We start from the raw sequence: 22,409 nt of genomic DNA on the forward strand, positions 1-22,409 counted from the left end.
CTGAAAATTATTGAGGTATCCGAATTACCAACGCTTCTCAAAATAGACACATTTGTATCGAGAAGCAAACGAGGTAAGACTCGTGATACAAGGATTTTCTACTGATGTAGGAACATCTAATGAAATTGCCAGTCTCACTAAGATAAATAAACTAGTGAGATGGTAAGCAATACTCTGATAGAGATACATGGGTTAAAATTTAGATCCTTATCAGGAGTTTGCTCCTATGCTTCTTCAAATGCTCGTCACATGTCTCAGGAACATACAGGACATGCTATATGCGCAGCCTCGATAAATATTCCTTGAAGAGGCTAACTCATCTAGGAGCATTAACAGGATGGTAGGCAATGCTCTGATTGAAATAACTAGGCAACCATTTATGTTCACCACTAAGAGATTGCTAGTATGCGAAGCTTTTATAGGGATAAATTTGTTAGAATTCATTCCGTTATAAAGAGATAACTGTATGCATATACCAACACGAAGAATGCGGGAACACTCTTTCTTTTAATAAAATCAACTCCTATCTATTTTTTGAAGACGTTCGCCACTAGAGTTCTCAGATACGTCCTGATATTAATTCATTCAGCTATTTCTGTACTTTATTCACTACTATGCTTAAAGGAAGTTAAATAAATGAAAACAATTAAACAAGGAATTGGCAAGGCTGCTGGGAAAATCATCTTAATCGGTGAACACTCAGTGGTCTATGGGGAACCGGCTATTGCTTTCCCTTTCCCCGCTGCTCATGTAACTACGACCTCTGTCCCTTCTGATATGATGACTATTGACTGCAGCTATTATTCAGGACCGATTTCCCACATACCCGCCACATTAAAAAATATTCGGGAAGCGATAACTCAAACACTGAATGTCTTGAAGAAAAAGGAATTTTTTTCTTTTACAATCACCAGTACCATCCCTCCTGAAAGAGGAATGGGCTCCAGTGCTGCAGTAGCCGTTTCTGTCATACGCAGCATCTTTGATTATTATGGTTACACTTATACGCCGGAAGAACTGACTGAGCTGATTAATCATTCCGAAAAAATTGCCCATGGCAATCCAAGCGGAATCGATGGGGCGGCTGTAAGCGGATCTCAGCCTCTATTTTTTATCAAAGGCCAACCTTTACAGACCTTTCCGATGAATCTGAAAAACACCTTTCTGATTGTTGCAGATACTGGAATCAAAGGACAGACAAGAGCAGCTGTTCAGGATGTTGCTCATCTATTCGAATTAAACAATAAGGAGACCAGTTCTCACATTCAGAAGCTCGGAGAGCTCACCTTAGAAAGCCGCAATGCTATCCTGGAAGAAAACAGTCAACTTCTGGGACAGACAATGGATCAGGCACAAAAGATTTTATCTGAGCTGACAGTCAGCCATCCAGCAATTGACCGGCTGATACAGGCAGCAAAAATACAAGGAGCTTTGGGTGCCAAGCTAACCGGGGGAGGACGCGGAGGCTGTGTCATCGCATTGGCAAATTCACAGGAAACTGCTGAAAAGATTGCATCATCGTTTAAAGAAAATGGTGCTGTCACAACTTGGATTCAATCATTGGAGGATGAACAGGCATGAAAGTCGGAAAAGCAAGAGCTTATACCAATATCGCTTTAATTAAGTACTGGGGAAAGAAAGATGACCAGCTGATTTTACCGATGAATAGCAGTCTTTCATTGACATTAGATACTTTCTATACTGAGACAACTGTTTCCTTTGATTCTGCACTCCTAAAAGATCAGTTTTATCTCAACGATCAGCTGCAGAATGAAAAGCAGACTGAAAAAATCAGCCGCTTTTTAGATATTGTACGAAAGAACAATCAAACAGATTTATTCGCTCATGTCAAAAGTCATAATTTCGTTCCAACTGCTGCCGGTTTGGCCTCATCAGCCAGCGGACTGGCGGCTTTGGCGGGTGCCTGCAGTGCTGCCCTTAATTTAGATTTATCACCTAAAGAGTTGTCCATCCTTGCCAGACGGGGTTCAGGTTCTGCCTGCCGCAGTATTTTTGGCGGCTTTGCCGAATGGAAACAAGGAGACTCAGATAGTACGTCCTATGCTGAACAAATTCCGGCTGATTCATGGGAAAATGATCTGTCCATGCTTTTCGTACTTGTCAATGATGCACAAAAAGATATTTCAAGCAGAGATGGGATGAAGCGAACAGTTGAAACCTCCGTTTTCTATGAGGGGTGGCTGAAAGCTGCAGCTGATGATTTGTCTGCTGCAAAACAGGCGATTAAAAACAAAGATTTTATTTCTCTTGGAAAAACAGCAGAAGCCAATGCCTTACGGATGCATGCAACAACACTGGGGGCTACCCCTCCATTTACTTACTGGTCACCAGATTCTTTAAAAGTTATGAACTTAGTAAGAAGAGCCCGCACTGAAGGTATACCCTGCTATTTCACGATGGATGCCGGTCCAAATGTAAAAATCCTCGTACAAAGAAAAGATCGCGAGCAGCTGTTTCAGTTTTTTTCCGAGCACTTTGATAAAAAACAACTGATACTGGCTGATTCCGGTCCAGGCTTAAAGATACTATCTTCAGAAAGGTCGTTGTCGCATGATTGAAATTTCAGCTCCGGGAAAATTGTTTATCTCGGGTGAATATGCAGTTGTTGAGCCCGGGCATCCGGCAGTTATTGTTGCTATCGACCAGTTTGTCACAGTTACTCTTGACGAGGCAGAAGGAAACGGCAGTATTCAGTCAGAACAGTACCGCTCCATACCAGTCCGCTGGACAAGAAAAGAAAATGAACTGGTATTGGATACAAGAGACAATCCTTTTCATTATATTCTCGCTGCTATTCGCTTGACAGAAAAGTTCGCACAGGAAGAAAATATGAAGCTTTCTTTTTACCACTTGAAAGTTACCAGTGAATTGGATAATGCCAATGGACGCAAATACGGGCTGGGTTCCAGCGGAGCAGTGACTGTAGCTACAGTTAAGGTGTTGAATCAGTTCTATCACTTAAATTTGGATAACAAGCAAATTTTCAAGCTTTCTGCGCTTGCCCATTTATCTGTTCAGGGAAATGGCTCATGTGGAGATATTGCAGCCAGCTGTTATGGCGGCTGGATTGCCTTTTCCACCTTTGAACGTAAATGGGTACAGCAGCAGCTCGAATCCGTGTCTTTACGCGAGCTGCTGACAAAAGACTGGCCCAGTCTGATGATCGAACCATTACCTGTGCCGGAAAACTTACGACTTCTGATTGGTTGGACAGGAAGTCCCGCATCTACTTCTGACTTGGTGGATCAGGTCCATCAGTCAAAAGGAGACAAAGAATTATCCTATCATTCTTTTTTAGATAAGAGTAAAGAATGTGTAAAAAAAATGATTCAGGGATTTAAACGCCATGATCTGACTGCCATTCAAAGCGCATTAAGAGAAAACAGACAGTTGCTACAACAGCTAACCTCTCTTACCAGTGTTATTATTGAAACACCTGCTCTTAAAAGGCTCTGTGATTTGGCAGAAACATTTGGTGGTGCTGCTAAATCCTCCGGTGCAGGCGGAGGCGATTGCGGCATCGTATTATTTAAACAAAATTCTGGTATTCTGCCGTTAATTAATGCCTGGGAAACACAAGGAATTACTCCGCTGCCGCTGCATGTCTATTTTTATGGAGGAGAAGAATATGAAAAATCGAAAAGATGAGCATTTATCGTTGGCAAAAGCTTTTCATAAAGAAAGGGAAAATGATTTTGATCATCTGCGGTTTATTCATCATTCTTTTCCTGAAACAAGTACTGAAAAAATTGATATTTCCACTTCTTTTTGTCAGATGACTTTTCCCCAGCCGTTTTATATCAATGCGATGACCGGCGGAAGTGAACGGGCTAAGAAAATTAACCAGCAGCTGGGAATAATTGCCAGAGAAACCGGTGTACTGGTTGCAACAGGATCTGTGAGCGCAGCACTTAAAGACGCTGCTTTAGCAGATACCTATACCGTTATTCGGGAAGAAAATCCGCTGGGAAAAATTTTTGCCAATATTGGTGCCGGAACTTCTTTAGAAGATGCTGAGCGGGCCATTGATCTGTTTGGTGCTGATGGTCTGCAGATTCATGTCAATGCACCACAGGAACTGGTTATGTCAGAGGGCGATCGACAGTTTGCCGGTTGGCTGGAAACTATCCAGGAAATTACAGCTTCGATAAATGTGCCGGTGATTGTTAAAGAGGTTGGTTTTGGAATGAGCAGTGAAACATTGGAACAGCTGCTTGCTGCTGGAGTCAAGACAGTAGATGTCAGCGGTCAGGGCGGAACCAGTTTCACTCAAATTGAAAATGCACGCAGAAAAAAACAAGAGCTGACTTTTCTAAATGACTGGGGTCAGTCCACTATCATTTCACTGCTGGAATCTGGTAATTTTCAAAAGGAGCTGACTATTCTCGCATCCGGAGGTGTAAGGAATTCTCTAGATGTTGTTAAAGCGTTAAGCTTGGGAGCAAAAAGTGTCGGTATTTCCGGCACGATCCTCAAGCATTTACTATCTGACGGTGTAGATGCAACCATTGACCTGATTCAACAATGGGAAGCTGAAATAAGAATGCTTTACACGCTTCTTGGTAAAAATAATACATCAGCACTTGCAACTGCTGACATCATCTTCGATCGTTCCATCATTGACTGGTGTGAAAGTCGAGGTATTCCCTATCAGCATTTTGCTCAACGAAGCTCTTAAAACAAATGAAAAGCAAAACGACCTTCAGATGCTGGAACAATGGCGAACATCTGAAGGTCGTTTCTCTATTAATGAAAACACTTATCTTATCTGTCTCACTATTCGTTGTTTCTATTTTTATTACACAGAATACCAGAAATATACTAACCAATCAGCTTACACAAACCATTCACGTAACAAAGGAAAACTATGTTCAAATAGGGAAATATCCGGTGACCTTCTTTTTTGATCATTTTACATGCAGATATGCTAGTCTGTATAACTGATATTTGCTCTATAATAAAAGAAGGAGACCTGACATTAGTATGTCCCAGCCTCCTAAAGTCGAACAAACAGTACTCCAGTCTTTGTATATCCCTGTGGCTACTCGGTACATAAAAGATTGCTACGAGTAACCACAGAAGCAGCTCAGCTGCCTCTCATATTGTTCAATACTTCATCCCAGCTGCTGCCGACAGTTAAAAAGCCATATCTTTCATAGATTTCCTTCGCTCTGTGATTTTCTGGTATGACAACTAGATACAACTCTTTGTACACATCTGAAACTACCATTGTCTCCACTACCTTATCCAGCATTTTCACAGCCAGCCCTTCTCACTGACGATCCGGGTCAACAGCCAGATAAATTAGCAGCGGAATTTCTCTGAACAGTGAAACAATTGCAGTTCCCAAGACTTGGTCTGACTCAGTATCTTTAGAAATAAAAGAATATGTTCTGAGAAGCTCACCGTATTTTCCCTTAAAGCTTTCTGAAACTTCTTTTTCCCAATCCGACAAACTCTCGCCTCGATCATCCGGTGTATTTTTAAAAGAACGCCATAGCTGGCGGCTTAACTGCTGTATTTGTTCTTTATTGACATCCTTTAAGGAAACCATTTCATTCCCTTTACTATATTTATCCTGATCTGCAATTACCAATCTCTTTTTCATAATAATTTTCGTCTGTTCCATTTCTTCCCTCTTTCCAATGGGCTATATCTTCAATCACTAATGCAGCTTCCAGCTCGCAATCTTTGAATTTTCAGCTGCCAATTAGAAACACAATGATTGATGCTCATCCTTTGAAATTGTACAACGGCTGAATAATTTCCTGTACATTGACAGCAGGCTGGATATCCTCAAGCAGCTGCTTTACTGATTTATAAGCTTTTGGGGCCTCGTCAATTGTCTTTTTTGATACAGAGGTCGTCCAGATATTTTTCATGACATACTGATAGCTTTCCAAGCTGATTTTTTGTTTTGCCTCTGAACGACTCATTTGTCTTCCCGCTCCATGAGGACCCGAAAAATTCCATTCTGGATTTCCTTTGCCTGTTCCGATAATACTGCCGTCTTTCATATTCAAAGGAATAACTAGCTGTTCACCTTTTTGCGCTGAAACAGCTCCTTTACGAAGAATGCCATGTTCTAAATCCACATAGTTATGCGGACAGTCAAAGTCTTTAATCACAGACTTTTTCCACTTCATTCCTTTTAAAATGATTTCACCCATCAACCTGCGATTTTCAGCTGCATACGCCTGAGCAATTTTCATATCCGATAGATAATGGTCCATTGTTCGTCCAGTTAAATAGGACAATTCATACGGTATTTTTACAGTCTCTCTTTCAACTCTCAGTGCTTCTGCTTTACTTAAATCACCAAATCCCTGTGCCTTTTTCATTTCCAGCTTCAATTCTTTTCTCACTTGTGACAGCTGTTGGAAAGCAACCTCCTGATGGTGTTCAGCGATTTCCTTTCCAAGTATGCGGCTGCCGCTGTGAATAACTAAATAGCAGCCGTCTTTGCCTTCATTGACTTCAATGAAATGATTTCCACCGCCAAGCGTACCCAAGCTCCTCAAAGCCCAGCCTTTATGAATAGGCGCATGAACTTCGCCAAGCTCGAACGAACAAATTGGTTGAGAATGAGTTTTATGTCCACTGGGAATTTTAGATCGAATAATTCGATCCAGTTTATCAAAATTTAATTTGCAGTTCTTTTTAAGCTTCACAACATAAAGCCCGCAGCCGATATCCACACCGACTAAATTCGGAACAATTTTATCACCTATTTCAATAGTTGTACCAATTACACAGCCTGTTCCGCTATGAGTATCGGGCATAATTCGGATTTTGCTTCCTTTCGTAAACGGCTGATTGCACAGCCCTATAATCTGACCAATCGTCCCTTCACTGACCTGATCTGTATAAATTGTTGCTTCATTATATTTTCCTTGTATTGTTAACATTCTGATTCCTCATTTTCTTTAATTTTCCAGGAACGCAAAATGTTTTACGTTCCCGTTATTTAGTTATTCTGAATTCTTTCTTTTTTCCGCTCACTGGCAACACCTCCGCTATATTTATTAATCCTTACTGAAACGCACCAAAAAACCGCCTATCAAAGAAATGAATGGCGGTTTATCTATCTGAAAACAGACAAATCTATACTGTTAACAAAGAACGCATAAGATGATTCTTACACACATTCATAGCAACATCAACCACACAACCATTCTTCAATTCAATAATAACACGAGTCAAATTCATCATTATGCTCTCTCCTTTCATTTATTTGTCTGATATCATTTCCAGTAAAACAGATGATGATCAAAAAGCAGCTTCTTTTTGATCACTATTTCGTTCATCGTATCATGTAAGCGCCTGCTATGTCAATAACAATTTAAAGACAAACATAAATGGCTGTGGAAGCTGTATAAGCAGCCTATTTTCTTCCTGCTCCAAAGATTCACAGCTCATTCTTCGGGAATTCACTACAAAAAAATAACATTCTACTCACAGTTTCCAATCTATTTTAATTTATTTTTTCCCCTCTTCTTTAAATATTAACTTGATAAGTACTGTTTGTTTTTGCTAAACTTAGATATTGGTTTCAATTAGGCAACTCAAAAGAATCTATGAAAAACTAACCAATTAAATAACTGGTACACTTGACAGATAGCCTTCACCCTTGAGCATTCCAGCAATAAAAAGTACCGCAAAGAAACACACCAGAATTGCAGCTCCATGCGGCTCAGTGTAAAACGTTTACTTCACCACCTAGTTACAAAGAGAGGGAACCACTATCAGGTTATGAATCCTCGTATATCAAGAATTTGGAGGTTTTAGGTAAATATATTTTGAGTTGCCTTCAATTATTTAGGAGGAAAAAATGAAATTTTTAAGGAATAGTTTAATCGTTTTTGGGCTTTTTATTTTAAGCCAGCTTGGAACAACTGCTTTTGGCATAATCAAAGGCTTTACCCTTATAGGAGGACAGACTTCTCTCTCTCCGATGAATACTTTTATTACAATTATTATCACCGTTGCCACCATTGTGATCACAATGCAGTTGGCAAAAAAGCTGGGATTGTGCAACTTTAAATGGGATTGGCTGACTAAAAGAAATATAGGATTTATTCTGTTGTGCTATATAGCAGGAAGAGTGGTAGTTATTGGAGGTACCTTCCTTGGAGAAATGCTTTACGGACAGAAAACAACAGCGAATGATGAATTAATTGGCAAAATTTTTTCTGGAGAAAGTCCGATTCTTCTTTTCATGTTAATTGCTGTAGCTGCACCGATTATGGAAGAGATCGTATTTCGCGGCGGGATTATGGGCTTAATGTTTAAAGAGCATCCATTTATTGGACTGGCTGTAAGTTCAATCATCTTTGGACTAATGCATTCAGCAACTACACTTATTGAATTTATGATTTATGCATTGCTGGGCTTTATCATGGCTTATGCATACAAAAAAACAGAACGACTTGAGGTGGCTATCGCCGTCCATTTTGTCAATAATGCCATTGCAGCAATTGCATTGTTTAATCTGTTTTAGGACGTGTCTGAAAACATGAGTGACGAATATTTCCGCTATTTTTCTGGAACTCGTCGTCAGAAATTCTCGCCTATGCACCACATAACCTGCGCTTTCTTTCTAGATTTCCACCAAAAATTTCTGGAAAATTCAGATTTCACTATACTTTCCAGACACACCCTAGTAAACGAATCGATAATTAGAAAAACATGCAGAAGGACAGCGGAAAAAATCCGCTGTCCTTCTGCATTCCAGTATCTGTTTACCTTATAAACCAGGTCATACAGATAAAAATTCTGTGTTTCCCAATAGAAGTCATCCAACCAAATCAGTTTCACTAAAGCTGCACCTTTGTAACGTTGCTTCATCTTACATTCTGCTGTATGAGAAACTTAAGTAAAGAATCACTGGCATAATAACCTCCACAGATACCAGCCAGAATAATCCAAGCGTCTCAATCTTTTTCAAATTTCTTCAATTGTTCATCTTGATTACTAAAAAATATCAGCAGTTAAAAACATGAAATATTCTAGTGCACTAACCAAATTTTAAATTACAATAGAAGATAGTTTATAAATGATGTTCAATGATAGAAAGTATTAACCTGTATGCTTCAATGACAAGAACAAACAGCTTTAAACCTGTATTAAAGGCTTGCTTCTACGCTTCTTCGAATGCTCGGCGCATGTCTTATGTCATGTAAGAACTTGCTTCTACGCTTCTTCGAATGCTCGGCGCATGTCTTATGGGTCATGTAAGAACTTGCTTCTACATTTCTTCGAATGCTCGGCGTATGTCTTATGGTCATCTAAAAACTTGCTTCTGCACTTCTTTGAATGCTCGGCGCATGTCTTATGGTCATGTGAGAACTTGCTTCTGCACTTCTTTGAATGCTCGGCGCATGTCTTATGGTCATGTGAGAACTTGCTTCTACATTTCTTCGGATGCTCGTCTCATGTCAAGTAGTCTCATGGCTGCACATTCCTTGGATTAAAATCATAATTTACTTTTAATTTGGTCAATACACCAGTCAATGTTAACATAAAAAAACCCGCCCAGAGATTTCTCTCCGAACAGGTCCGTATATTAGTTTTTATGCATTGTATGCATCAATGATGATTTGTTTCAGTTCACTGATTAATGGTTCTTTAGGATTGGCAGTTGTACATTGATCTTCATAAGCCAGTTCAGCCATACGATCTACTGTAGAATCCAATGTTTCCTGAGTTACACCTTGTGCCTTCAGGCTCATGTCGATTCCTACTGCTTTACCCAGGTCAGCAACAGCATTTACTAGTGCGTCAACCAATTCTGCAGTGTTCTTACCTTTCAGACCCAGGAATTTCGCAATGTCAGCGTAATCTGTGTCTGCACGGAAGTAGTCATATTTAGGGAACATAGCATGTTTTGAAGGATCTTTGGCATTATAACGGATAATATGAGGCAATAGAATTGCGTTCGTACGTCCGTGAGGAATACCGTATTCTCCACCAATTTTGTGTGCTACTGAGTGACAAATTCCCAGGAATGCGTTTGCGAATGCCATACCAGCCATTGTAGAAGCGTTATGCATTTTTTCACGAGATTCCATATCAGGAGTGTTCACTGATTTTTCTAAATAGTCGAAGACTAATTTAATTGCCTGCAGGCTCAATCCACGAGTGTAATCTGATGCCATAACAGACACATAAGATTCGATCGCGTGTGTCAATACATCCATACCAGTATCTGCTGTTACTGATGCAGGAACTGACATAACAAATTGAGGGTCAACGATTGCTACATCCGGTGTCAAAGCGTAATCAGCTAATGGATACTTCACATGCGTATCGCTGTCAGTGATAACGGCAAATGGTGTTACTTCTGAACCAGTACCTGAAGTTGTAGGGATACATACAAACTGAGTTTTCTCAGGCTTGTCGATCTTGTACGTACGTTTACGGATATCCAGGAATTTTTGTTTCGCGCCGAAGAATGAAGTATCTGGGTGTTCATAGAACATCCACATTCCTTTCGCCGCATCCATTGCAGATCCCCCACCTAAAGCGATGATTGTATCTGGCTTGAAGTCAGCCATAACTTTTGTTCCGGCATAAACAGTATTTGTAGATGGGTTAGGTTCCACATCAGAGAATACTTCGATTTTCACATCGTTTTTACGCTTTTGTAATTCTTTACGAACGGTATCAGCATAACCGAATTGAACCATCCCCGGGTCACAAACGATCATAACACGTTCAACATTTTCCATTTTTTGCAGGTACTGTAATGAGTTCTTTTCAAAGAAAATTTTTGGTGGTAATTTAAACCATTGCATATTATTTCTCCGTTTCGCCACAGTTTTGATATTGATCAAATTGATTGCAGATACATTCTTAGAAACTGAGTTTTTACCGTAAGAACCACAACCTAATGTCAATGAAGGAATCATTTCGTTGTAGATATTACCGATACCACCTTCAGCAGATGGAGAGTTAACCAATACACGACAAGCTTTCATGCGGATACCGAATTTGATTTGCAGATCTTCATCTTCAGTATGGATAACTGCTGTATGTCCCAGTCCACCTAATTCAAGCATTGCTTCACAAAGATCAAACGCATGAGCTGAATCTTTTGCTTTCATCATTGCCAATACAGGAGAAAGTTTTTCACGTGACAACGGATATTCAGGTCCGGCACCTTCAAGTTCTGCAACTAGAATTTTTGTTCCGGCAGGTACTTTGATACCAGCTAATTTTGCGATGTGTTCAGCAGAATATCCTACAATTGCAGGGTTTACTGCGTATTTGCCTTCGTTCATTACAGCGTCTTCAAGTTTTTGTAATTCATTTGGTTTAACAAAGTATACTTGATGCGCTTCGAATTCCGCTTTAACTGCTGCATATACATCTTTATCTACGATAACTGCTTGCTCAGAAGCACAAATCATACCATTATCGAAAGCTTTTGAAACGATCAGATCGTTTACTGCACGTTTGATTTTTGCAGATTTTTCAATATATGCTGGCACATTACCGGCACCAACACCTAAAGCTGGTTTACCAGTTGAGTAGGCTGATTTAACCATTCCAGGACCACCAGTTGCCAATACAATTGCAACACCAGGGTGATTCATCAACATAGATGTTGCATCAATTGATGGTTGTTCGATCCATTGTACACAGTTTTCAGGCGCACCTGCTGCAATCGCTGCATCACGAACGATACGAGCTGCTTCAGCTGAACATTTTTGAGCGCTTGGATGGAAGGCAAAGATAATTGGGTTTGCTGTTTTCAAAGCGATCATTGCTTTAAAGATAGTTGTTGATGTTGGGTTAGTCGTTGGAGTAACTCCACAAACAACTCCGACTGGTCCGGCAATTTCAATTAAACCTGTTTGCTCATCATTACTGATTACGCCAACTGTTTTATTGTGCTTAATGCTGTTCCAGATATATTCTGAAGCATACATGTTTTTGATTGCTTTATCTTCTACGATACCACGACCTGTTTCTTCAACAGCCATTTTAGCTAAAGGCATATGCTGATCTAAAGCAGCCATTGCCATTTCATGAACGATATGGTCAATTTTTTCCTGATCGAAGCTCTCCATTTCTTTTAAAGCTACATTCCCTTTTGCAGCAAGCTCGTCGATCATCGCTTGAACGTCAGTTACCGGAGCTTCCTCTTTTTTCTTTGTCTTTGCCATTGTAATCCTCCTAAAATAATTTATCATTAAGTTTCTTGTTAACTATTTCACATTCATATCATACAACATTCTTTTTCTCTTGTAAACAGTTTTTTGTGATTTTTTTCACAGTTTCAAAAAAATTATTTATCTAAATGTTTTCGCAACAAAAGAATTATAATAATAAGGACAAACGAGCGTAGGCCAGAAATAAAATTCCAAACTCTCTTCGTATCTAACCCCGAATAAACGGCGGTATAAAAGCAAAAATTCTTTTTGCGACGAGTAACCGCAGGAGCAACTCCTTCGGAATTAAGCCTAACTATCCTGAAAATATGAGAAACTCCAGGTAAGTATCAATTCACAGCTATTCATTCTATGAATAGTGTTCCTTGACAATTTTCGGATATTCCTTCTTAATTCTCGGAACTGATCGTTTTTGTCCCACCCACATCTTATAAGTAAGTTGTCTATTTTTATTTTTTAATAAAGTTTATTTTCCGATTGCTCAATATTCCACAATAAAGGCATATTATTGCGTAATTCATGTTCTTTTATAATACATGACTTCTGATTTAGGCATAGTTTCTTCAAAATCAAACTGACAATATAAACATTTGGCTTGACCATCTGCAATCAGGCTGACATATGCTTCGTCAGGAATCTCTGAATCAATATAACACTTCAGTTCTGCCATAATCTGTTTTACCAGATCTTTTCCCTGATACTCAGGGTCAACAGCAATGTCCACTACCTGATAGACAGTCCCTCCATCCCCGATAATTCGTCCCGTACCAACCAGTTTTTTTCATCCTGCCACAGAGTAACACAGCAATAACTGTTTTGTAATGCCTTACTGATATATTATGGATTTCTTGGAGATAGTCCTGCTTTTATACGCTGTTGCTGAAAGTCCTCTGGAGACGACAGCTGCAGCGTTTATTTAATTAAATTTGTCATTTTTATTTTCCTCTCTAAAAAAAACGATCAGACAGTCCTCTCACCGCCTGATCGTATATATTCTTTTTTTATATCTATTGTTGAATAAACAGTCCTATGTTCCAACAGCAGCCTCTTTCTGCTCAACTGGAGAACAACCAATCAATAAATAAAATTCCAGTCCAACTCATCCGTCCGGCTATAAAAGATCTTGAATATCTTTCCAGTCGTTAAAACGAAAGGGACTGGTTTGTGCCATCAGCTGCTGATAATCAAAAAAATCATTTGGCTGAATATGTAAAATGTCACTTTTGCATTCTTTAATTGATAATTTCGCCTTGTCCTTCCAGCGATATGCAATCAAATAATTAAGCAGCTGCGCTTCATCCACAGCATTGTACCCATCTTCATGAAAGGAGCGGCATTTCATTTTTATTTCTTTAGACAAAAGCACCTTTTGATGCCAGGATAACTTTTCTATCTTAATCCCCTCCCAAAAACTTCCAGTGAAAAAAAGAGCTCGAGACAGAAGAGGTCGCTATAGAGCCCCTTCTGTCTCGTCGCCTATTCGGCTTTTAAGAGGATAGGGCAGCCGTTATGACTGTTCATCCCCTCCTGTCTTCTCATTCACACTCATTCCAAGCATACAAAACTGCTTGAAAACGAACTTGCTCCTTTATGCAACGACTATTCTTTTGTTTCCTCTTGCTCTTCAGTACTATCATCCGTATCAATATCTGTAATCGTTTCTTCTTTCTCCAAAACAACTGCAGCCGGTTCTTCCATTTGTTCAATTGGTTCCGAAGTTGAAGTAGTATTTGGTTTCACTGTTCGAATAGCGCTATGATCAAACTCTAAAATAATTCCTTCACAGTCAATAAAAACTGTTTTATTCACAGAATCAATCTCAGAAACAACACCATGCAAACCACCGATTGTAACTACTTTATCGCCAACTTTCATGCTATTCAAAAGTATCTGACGTTCCTTCTGCTGTTTCTTTTGAGAACGAGTCATAAAGAACATCATTCCACCTAAGACGACTAATGTCAAAATCATAGTAAATCCGTTGCCCATTATTTTCACCTCACTGTTCATATAATCACTCTTAACTGTAACAAATAATACAAGATAACACTAGCATTTTACTGCAATTCTTAGAAACTTTTCGCATTTTCCTTATTGAAACCATACTCTTCAAAAAAGGCTTGTCTGAATTCCAGAAGCTGATCATCCATAATCGCCTGACGAACCTGCTTCATCAAGTTCAACAGGAAGTACAGATTATGATAAGAAGTCAGTCGAATACCGAATGTTTCATCGCACTTGATTAGATGACGTATATAAGCACGTGTATAATTTTTACAGGTATAACAGTCGCACTTTTCATCCAGAGGACGGAAATCTCTTGCATACTGCGCATTTTTGACAACTAGTCTTCCCTGAGATGTCATGCAGGTGCCATTACGGGCAATTCGTGTAGGCAGAACACAGTCAAACATATCGATTCCGCGAATAACACCGTCAATCAATGAATCCGCCGTACCAACTCCCATGAGATAACGAGGTTTGTTTTCCGGAATCAGCGGAGTGGTAAACTCAAGAACTCGATTCATTTCCTCTTTCGGTTCGCCTACAGAAAGACCGCCAATGGAATAGCCCGGAAAATCCATGCTGATTAAGTCTTTAGCACTTTGACGACGAAGATCTTCAAAGCCAGCTCCCTGAATAATGCCAAACAATCCCTGACGATCGGGATTTTTATGAGCCTTCAGTCCTCGTTCCGCCCAACGACTGGTGCGCTCAATTGAATCTTTCACATAATTATGGCTTTCATCAAAAGGAGGACATTCATCAAAGCTCATCATAATATCCGAGCCAAGCTTGTTTTGAATATCAATTGCTTTTTCCGGTGACAAAAACATAGGAGAACCATTTAAGTGATTCTTAAAGTGAACCCCTTCTTCAGAAATATTCCGCATGTCACTCAGTGAAAACACCTGAAATCCGCCTGAATCAGTCAGAATCGGCTGATCCCAGTTCATAAATTTATGCAGTCCGCCTGCTTCTTCCACTAAATCTTCTCCTGGTCGAAGCCATAAATGGTATGTATTGCTGAGAATTACCCCTGCACCCATTTCTTTCAATTCTTCCGGCGCCATTGTTTTAACTGTTGCCAAGGTACCTACAGGCATGAACATGGGTGTCGGGAATGTGCCGTGCGGAGTGATTAATTCTCCCAGACGTGCACCTGTATGTTTTTCTTTTTTTATTAACCGATAACGAACGGCTGGTTCAGTCATTCATTTCCCTGCTTTCTATATCAAAATTCATCCTTCCCCATCATACTGTTTTTCCATTCTCATTGCAAGATTTCTAAGGATTCCTTTATTTATTTAAGGTATCTTTTATGAAAGAAGCCAGGACAAACACTCATGAGGGCTATCGCCCACACCAAACAGAATGAAAATAAAAAACGATCGACCTACATGCTATTTCCTGTCATACTAAAGAGGACAGAAGAGCTTCTAGATCGATCGCTTATTGAGGTTCTTCTCCAAGTTAACCTTGAGGGACAAACTAGATCGTTCTACTTATTTGCCCCTGCGGTTACTCGTCGCATGAAAAGATCTGTACCAATCATTAGGTCACAGAACCTGCGTATAAAAATAAATTATTTCTATAAATAGAATAGCTCCTTCTGTACATTTTTTCAAGGGAAACCCAATCGAATACAGGTATTTTTCTTTCGGAATAAGAAGGAATACCGGACACAAAAAAACAGTCGTAGCGACTGTACATTTGATGGTACGAATTATTTATCGGATATTTTCCGATGCATCCCGTTACCAAGAACTTGGAGAAAAACAGTTACAAGAGAAAAAGACTACTCTAACACTTACAGGCGTCAAAGTAATCTAAACCAAATCTGGCTAACTACGAATAAAGTAGGAGGTAGCCTTTTTTTGTTTTTTGAGGTGTTTAATTTTCGTATAAGAAGTGCTCAGCTTCAAGCAATAAAAAAGAATTCACTAAAATTGCTTCACAAATTTTTGGTGAATTTCTTTTTATTGTCAGAGAAGTTACTTCTGTCCTGCCATTTATCTAAATTTTTATATACTGTAGTTTGTTTGGTATTGCTGCTTCAGATTTCTTCATCTTCTTTTTTTATTCAATATCGGCTGTCTTTTATGCAGAATTTTTTTCTGCCATAAATACTTCAAGTGCCTGCATTGCCTGATAAACGACCTCCGGAGTAATTGTTTCCTTCATATAATGAATTGTTTCATGAGGAGCAGCTGCCCGCTCAGCGACAGCTTTATACTCAGCATCAGAAAGTGAAAATCCCAATTCTTTCAGAGATGCCGGCAAATTCATTGAACGGTAAAACGACAGTAATTCTTCAATTTCATTCCATTTATCTTCAATTACCAATTGTACAAAAACACCATAAGCCACTTTATTGCCATGCAGCTGATGATGGCTGTCAGGTAAAAGTGTGAGCGCGTCATGAATAGAATGTGCACCTGCAGTTCGTCCATAGTCATCACCAAATCCGCCAACCATACCGCCGAGCAGAATATTCGTTTCAATCACATTTAAAAATGACTGATTCAGTTTTCCAGTCTTCATCGCTGCAATCGCCTGCTCACTGTCCCTCAGAAGTATCTCCCTGCATTGTCTCGCAGCAAACGAGGCAACGCCAATTTCAATCGGCTGAACCGTCAGCTGTGAAATCATTGTATCAGCTTCATACCACTTTGCCAGTGTATCGCCGATTCCCGCCACCATCAGGTTAACAGGTGAATGAAGGATAACGGAGGGTTCAATTAAAATCAGCGAATTGCTCACTGGATAAACATCATACCGATCCATTTCTCCATCCTCTTTATACACAACACTTAGTGGTGTATACGCAGCACAAGTAGCCGCCAAAGTAGGCAAAATAATGATTGGAATTCCTAACTGGTATGCTGCTGCTTTTCCCAGATCAGAAACTGTTCCGCCTCCGACTGCAACAATTCCAGACATTCTCTCTTCCTTAGCATATACAGCTGCTTTTGCGATTTCTTTATCCGTACACCTGCCGCCATATGCCATAAACTTACTGTATATATTCTCAAATTCTGGAAAAAACGGCTTTGCCGCTTGCCATGAATTCTTTCCATGCAAAATCAAAACCCGCTTTAAATTTCTTCTCTGCAAATGGTCTTCCAATCCATTCCATGCTCCTTCACGGCACTCATATTCCTGAGGTGCACCTCTAACAATTAATGACTGTTCCATCTATTTGTTACTCCTTAAACTATTTTTATTCAACCTTTTTTCTGAGGTGTAATTTCCTCTTTTCCTTTAATACAAACTATGATATGATAAAAAACATCTGAAAACAATAAATTTTTATACATTTACACCGATTATTAAGAATATTTATTGAATAGTTTATCAAAGGAGTTCAGTTTATGAAAACTTGGAAAAAATTTTTTACCCTTATTCTGCCTGTACTGATAGTCGTTCTATCATTACTTCCAATTAAGACAGCTTTTGCAGAAGAAACTGATGCAGTTTATGACAAAATCATGGATAGAGGAGAATTAATTGTCGGTTTATCTGCCGACTATGCTCCTTATGAGTTCCATGCTAATGTAGATGGAAAGGATACAATTGTTGGTTTTGATGTTGCAATCGCACAGAAAATCGCGGATGATCTTGGTGTAGATCTGAAAATTGAAGAGCTGGGATTCGACGCCTTGCTCGGTGCACTGAAAACCGGCAAAATTGATTTAATCATCTCCGGTATGGCTCCCACAGTTGAACGACTGAAAGAAGTAGACTTCTCAACGGCCTATATGAATGTGCAACAACGAGTGATTGTTAGAAAAGAAGACCAGAACACCTTTAAAACAACAGACGACTTTGAAGGAATAAAAGTCGGTGTTCAAAAACAAAGTACTCAGGAGGAACTGGCAAAAAACGAGCTGACTGGTTCCATCCCAACTTCACTTCAAAAGGTTCCGGATATCATTATGAACTTGAAAAATAAAAAGGTCGATGCAGTTATTCTGGAAGGACCTGTTGCTGAAGCGTATGTTGATCGTAATGACGACCTGGTGTTTGCGGATGTAGAATTCGTGGAAGGCGAAAAGCAAACAGCTATTGCAATGGCTAAAAACACTCCTATTCTAAAAGAAAGAGTAAATGCTTCTATTCAAACCATCAAGGATAATAATTTACTGGACGGCTACAAAAAGGATGCCGCAGCTTTAATGTTTGAAGATAATGAAAACTTTATTCAAAAATATGGCAGGTTTTATCTGAACGGTGCCGGCTATACAATCTTCCTTGCCTTTATCGGTGTGCTTTTCGGTGGTATCCTTGGCGGGATTCTGGCATTGATGAAACTGTCTAAATCAAAAATCCTGCGAGCTCTGGCTATTATTTATATTGAATATGTCAGAGGAACACCCTTACTGGTTCAAATTTTTATTGTTTACTTCGGAACCGGCGTTTTGGGACTGGATTTATCTAAGCTGGCAGCCGGATGTATTGCACTTTCACTGAACAGCGGTGCATATGTTGCTGAAATTGTACGTGCCGGAATCAATGCGGTAAACAAAGGTCAGCTGGAAGCTGCACGTTCACTGGGAATGACTCAGCCCCAGGCAATGCGCTACATTATTCTGCCTCAGGCAATCAAAAATATTCTTCCTGCACTGGGAAATGAATTTGTTACAGTAATCAAAGAATCATCGGTTGTTTCTGTCATCGGTGTATCCGAGCTGATTTTCCAAGCAGGAAATGTTCAAGGTGCAAGCTTCAAGCCGTTCCTGCCATATCTGGTTGTATCACTAATTTACTTTGTATTGACATTTACCATTTCCCGTCTGTTGGGTGTGGCTGAAAGGAGAATGAGTACGAGTGATTAAGATTGAAAATCTGCATAAATCTTTTGATAAAAATGAAGTATTAAAAGGAATTGATTTAACAGTAAATGCCGGTGAAGTGGTGGTAATTATCGGTCCTTCCGGCAGTGGTAAAAGTACATTCCTTCGCTGTCTGAATTTATTGGAGCAGCCGACTGACGGAAAAATTGAATTTGAAGGTAAAAATCTGTTGGATAAAGGAACAGATATCGACGCACTTCGTCAAAAAATGGGCATGGTTTTCCAAAGCTTTAACTTGTTTCCGCATAAAACCGTTCTGGAAAATCTGACAATCAGCCCGATTAAAGTGAAAAAGGAATCTCCCGAGCAGGCAAACACCAAAGCCCTTGCTCTTCTGGAGCAGGTTGGATTGAAGGAGAAAAAGGACAGCTATCCTTCCAGTTTATCTGGTGGACAGCAGCAGCGTGTAGCAATTGCCCGTGCTCTTGCAATGAATCCCGATGTCATGTTGTTTGATGAACCTACTTCTGCCTTAGACCCTGAAATGGTTGGAGAAGTACTATCCGTAATGAAAGCTCTGGCTGTTAAGGGAATGACTATGGTGGTTGTCACACATGAGATGGGCTTCGCCAGAGAAGTAGCTGACCGTGTCATCTTCATGGATGCAGGCGTCATTCAAGAGGAAGGAACGCCGGAAGAAATCTTCGGTAATCCAAAAAATTCACGTACACAAGACTTTTTACGTAAAGTGTTATAAAATAGACAGAGTCTGGCTGACTAATAATCACTTAAGTATATTGGAAACCTAAAATTATGTGTTTGATTTTCAGAGGGACTGTGACATAAGTATGTCTGAGATCCCTAAAACTGAATAAACGGTGTTCCATTCTTTGTATGATTCGAGCATTCGAAGAAGCGTAGAAGCAAAGCCCCTCCATGCTTCGAGGATCGGAACGAAGTGAGAACCGTAGACGCAGAAAAACGGATACAGCGTAATGTTTTGTCTCGAGAATCGTTAGACTCGTAGAGACAGCAGTTCTGGAAATAAGTCGAACTATACTGAAAATATGAGTAGCTCCAGGGAGGTATCAATTCACAGCTAGTCATTTTATGACTAGTGTTCCTTGACAATTTTCGTATAGTCCGACTTATTGACATAAATCACTACGATTGACTCGTCAGAGTAGATAATGCATGTTACCTACCTGGTTCTTGAGACAGAACACTTCTGTCTCAACCTCCTTTTTCTATACATATGAAGAATAAGAATCGGCAGCTTGCTTTTGATTATTTAATTAACTGAGAAAGAGTGATGGAAAATGGATATTTCAAAGATCGCTATACGACATCAGCAACCAGTAGAAAATATTTTAATGGATATCGCCACTTTGGCAAAACAAACACCTGATTTAATTGACCTTTCTTTAGGCGATCCTGACTTGATTACAGACGAACGAATCATTGATGCAGCATTTACTGATGCCAAAGCCGGTCATACAAAATATACGGCTTCTGGAGGCAGCAGCGCATTTATTGATGCTGTGGCTGCGTTCTATAAAAAGCAGTACAATTTATCGTTTCTTCCCTCACAGGTTCGTGCCACAGTAGGCGCCTTGCATGGAATGTATTTGACTCTGCAGGTAATACTTGATCCGGGAGATGAAGTGATTATTCATGAACCGTATTTTTCACCGTACAGAGATCAGGTTGTTTTTGCCGGTGGTATCCCGGTTTTTGTTCCTACTTATGAAGAAGACCAGTTTCAATTGAATATTGAACTTTTAAAACAGGCAATTACAGACAAGACAAAAGCGATTATTATCAATTCGCCAAATAATCCGACCGGAGCAGTTTTTTCAACAGAAATATTTAAAGCTATTGCAGATTTAGCCATTAAACATGATTTTTATATCCTTTCTGATGAAGTGTATGAAGCATTCTGTTTTTATGATGAGTTTACCCCGATGGCAGCCTTTGCACCGGAGCATACAATTACATTCAGCAGCTTCTCAAAGGCATTTGCAATGACTGGCTGGCGAATCGGCTATATGATTGCACCGGATTACATTAATGCTGCGGCTAAACTAATTAATGAAAGTGTAACTTATTCCGCTCCTACCCTTTCCCAGCAAGCGGGAATTTATGCATTGGAACACTCAGAAACACTTATTCCTGAAGTTGTCTCTGTCTTCAAGGAACGACTTGAGTACATTCAAAAAAGAGTTGCTGAAATTGATTTCCTTTCCATGCTTCCAGTAAAAGGAACCATGTACGCATTTATCAATATTGAAAAAACCAGCTTAAACTCTATTGCTTTTGCAGAAAAGGTGTTAAAGGAAACAAAAGTATTGGTCATTCCCGGGAAAGCATTTGGAGAGACGACTGGTGACAGTCACGTGCGCTTAGCGGCAACACAGGATCTTGAAGAGCTGAAAGAAGCCTTTGACCGAATGGAAAAATTATCTTTTTGAAAAATACATTAACCACCCATTTACTAAATGATATTACAACTGGAAAACCTTTCCCGCTTCATTAATTTGGCATTGACGTTTAGCTGTCCTGCCGCGTTGATTAGTGATTTACAGCAGGCAAATCATATTACAGCAATTGAAAAAGATAATTTAAAGGCTAGGCTGCCCGGTGCTTAATTATCTTTTTGATTTTGACGAAACATTGGCTGCTTCTAAATAATTCAGTGTCTTAGCCACTATTGAAATCAGATTTAAACAGAAAAAGCAGACTCCGTGCCTATTAAACTGACATGGAGTCTGCTTATTTTATTATGATTTTACGGTTGAGGAACGCGACAGCAGCCTTTTTGCACTTGTGAAGACAGGAATATCCGTCGTTTTACTTAAACTGCCGGCAATAAAGTAGGCAAGGTTAAAATCAACCAGACTGTGGATGATTCCACCCACACCCATCAAAAGAAGAATTGAGTAGATATAACCATCAGAATAATAGGTTCCCGGTAAGTTGCCCAGCGTATAGAAAACAGTGATAACAACCAGCTCAGCAGCCGAGTGAATGACAGCAATCACTAAATTGAATAACTGGAAACGACCATTAAGCAATGAAAATTTATCAGAATGCAGTGCGACTTCTGGATGTTTATTTAGATAAACAGCTCCAATCACTGCAAAAACTAAATGAGACAATGCCCTTAATGCGATAATTGGTGTTGCAGACAAAAAGAATCCAAAGCCTGTTCCCAAAGAAACCGCAATTGCTGCTGTTGGTGAAATAAACATCGCCAGAAATACCGGAACATGACTTGCTAAAGTAAAGGAAGCTGGTCCTATGGTAATTCTTGGCATTACCATAGGAATAATGATTCCCATCGCTATCAGAAGCGCTGAAATAGTCAATTCTCTAACTGATTTTTTTCTCATAATTTCCTCCCGTATATGTCTTG

18 protein-coding genes are annotated in these 22,409 nt (G+C 39.6%); 8 read left to right on the forward strand and 10 right to left on the reverse strand.

What is annotated here, in order from left to right; genetic code table 11:
• Positions 1–636: 636 nt before the first annotated feature.
• Genes mvk through fni form a run of 4 tightly spaced genes read left to right on the forward strand, consistent with a single transcriptional unit; the run spans position 637 to position 4,699 of the window.
• Positions 637–1,581, forward strand: coding sequence for a mevalonate kinase (gene mvk / locus LI951_RS08210; RefSeq protein ID WP_229441831.1), 945 nt, complete (start codon positions 637–639; stop codon positions 1,579–1,581).
• Positions 1,578–2,579: a diphosphomevalonate decarboxylase gene (gene mvaD, locus LI951_RS08215; protein WP_229441832.1), complete on the forward strand. Its 1,002-nt coding sequence runs from the start codon at positions 1,578–1,580 to the stop codon at positions 2,577–2,579. The genes mvk and mvaD overlap by 4 nt, the downstream gene beginning before the upstream one ends.
• The gene (locus LI951_RS08220; RefSeq protein ID WP_229441833.1) at positions 2,572–3,669 is read left to right on the forward strand and encodes a phosphomevalonate kinase; all 1,098 of its coding nucleotides are present in this window, start codon (positions 2,572–2,574) and stop codon (positions 3,667–3,669) included. The genes mvaD and LI951_RS08220 overlap by 8 nt, the downstream gene beginning before the upstream one ends.
• A complete protein-coding gene (gene fni, locus LI951_RS08225; protein ID WP_229441834.1) occupies positions 3,650–4,699 on the forward strand; it encodes a type 2 isopentenyl-diphosphate Delta-isomerase in 1,050 nt (349 codons plus the stop codon). Before LI951_RS08220 ends, fni begins: the two co-directional genes overlap by 20 nt.
• Positions 4,700–5,107: 408 nt before the next feature.
• On the opposite strand, the gene LI951_RS08230 is transcribed toward fni, so the two are convergent.
• The 3 genes from LI951_RS08230 to LI951_RS08240 form a co-directional block, all read right to left on the reverse strand.
• The gene (locus LI951_RS08230; protein ID WP_229441835.1) at positions 5,108–5,281 is read right to left on the reverse strand and encodes a hypothetical protein; all 174 of its coding nucleotides are present in this window, start codon (positions 5,279–5,281) and stop codon (positions 5,108–5,110) included.
• 12 nt (positions 5,282–5,293) lie between these two features.
• Complete coding sequence (locus LI951_RS08235) at positions 5,294–5,650, reverse strand: hypothetical protein (protein WP_229441836.1); 357 nt, start codon at positions 5,648–5,650, stop codon at positions 5,294–5,296.
• A gap of 103 nt (positions 5,651–5,753) precedes the next feature.
• Positions 5,754–6,929, reverse strand: coding sequence for an RtcB family protein (locus LI951_RS08240; RefSeq protein ID WP_229441837.1), 1,176 nt, complete (start codon positions 6,927–6,929; stop codon positions 5,754–5,756).
• Positions 6,930–7,852: 923 nt separating this feature from the next.
• Here LI951_RS08240 and LI951_RS08245 point away from each other — a divergent pair.
• Complete coding sequence (locus LI951_RS08245; RefSeq protein WP_229441838.1) at positions 7,853–8,521, forward strand: CPBP family intramembrane glutamic endopeptidase; 669 nt, start codon at positions 7,853–7,855, stop codon at positions 8,519–8,521.
• Between the two features lie 1,072 nt (positions 8,522–9,593).
• On the opposite strand, the gene adhE is transcribed toward LI951_RS08245, so the two are convergent.
• The 6 genes from adhE to LI951_RS08275 all read right to left on the reverse strand — a co-directional run bounded on the left by adhE (position 9,594) and on the right by LI951_RS08275 (position 17,396).
• Positions 9,594–12,191 (reverse strand): bifunctional acetaldehyde-CoA/alcohol dehydrogenase, encoded by a 2,598-nt coding sequence (gene adhE, locus LI951_RS08250; protein WP_229441839.1) that lies wholly within the window; start codon positions 12,189–12,191, stop codon positions 9,594–9,596.
• 523 nt (positions 12,192–12,714) lie between these two features.
• On the reverse strand, positions 12,715–12,972 hold the full coding sequence (locus tag LI951_RS08255; protein ID WP_267491711.1) for a GNAT family N-acetyltransferase: 258 nt from the start codon (positions 12,970–12,972) through the stop codon (positions 12,715–12,717).
• A 336-nt stretch (positions 12,973–13,308) separates the two neighbouring features.
• Positions 13,309–13,596 (reverse strand): post-transcriptional regulator, encoded by a 288-nt coding sequence (locus LI951_RS08260; protein WP_202064440.1) that lies wholly within the window; start codon positions 13,594–13,596, stop codon positions 13,309–13,311.
• A 200-nt stretch (positions 13,597–13,796) separates the two neighbouring features.
• A complete protein-coding gene (yajC, locus tag LI951_RS08265; protein WP_229441841.1) occupies positions 13,797–14,207 on the reverse strand; it encodes a preprotein translocase subunit YajC in 411 nt (136 codons plus the stop codon).
• A gap of 59 nt (positions 14,208–14,266) precedes the next feature.
• Complete coding sequence (tgt, locus tag LI951_RS08270; RefSeq protein ID WP_229441842.1) at positions 14,267–15,412, reverse strand: tRNA guanosine(34) transglycosylase Tgt; 1,146 nt, start codon at positions 15,410–15,412, stop codon at positions 14,267–14,269.
• An 886-nt stretch (positions 15,413–16,298) separates the two neighbouring features.
• The gene (locus LI951_RS08275; RefSeq protein ID WP_202064143.1) at positions 16,299–17,396 is read right to left on the reverse strand and encodes an iron-containing alcohol dehydrogenase family protein; all 1,098 of its coding nucleotides are present in this window, start codon (positions 17,394–17,396) and stop codon (positions 16,299–16,301) included.
• A gap of 176 nt (positions 17,397–17,572) precedes the next feature.
• Between LI951_RS08275 and LI951_RS08280 the strand changes: the two genes are divergently transcribed.
• From LI951_RS08280 to LI951_RS08290, 3 genes are all read left to right on the forward strand, one after another.
• Positions 17,573–19,036, forward strand: coding sequence for an ABC transporter permease subunit (locus LI951_RS08280; protein WP_202064141.1), 1,464 nt, complete (start codon positions 17,573–17,575; stop codon positions 19,034–19,036).
• Entirely contained in the window at positions 19,029–19,751 is a 723-nt protein-coding gene (locus LI951_RS08285; RefSeq protein ID WP_202064139.1) for an amino acid ABC transporter ATP-binding protein, read from the forward strand. The genes LI951_RS08280 and LI951_RS08285 overlap by 8 nt, the downstream gene beginning before the upstream one ends.
• 562 nt (positions 19,752–20,313) lie before the next feature.
• Complete coding sequence (locus tag LI951_RS08290; protein WP_229441843.1) at positions 20,314–21,465, forward strand: pyridoxal phosphate-dependent aminotransferase; 1,152 nt, start codon at positions 20,314–20,316, stop codon at positions 21,463–21,465.
• Positions 21,466–21,774: 309 nt separating this feature from the next.
• On the opposite strand, the gene LI951_RS08295 is transcribed toward LI951_RS08290, so the two are convergent.
• Complete coding sequence (locus tag LI951_RS08295; protein WP_229441844.1) at positions 21,775–22,386, reverse strand: hypothetical protein; 612 nt, start codon at positions 22,384–22,386, stop codon at positions 21,775–21,777.
• Positions 22,387–22,409: the final 23 nt, after the last annotated feature.

Source organism: Enterococcus sp. BWT-B8, from assembly GCF_020567625.1.
GTDB lineage: Bacteria > Bacillota > Bacilli > Lactobacillales > Enterococcaceae > Enterococcus_L.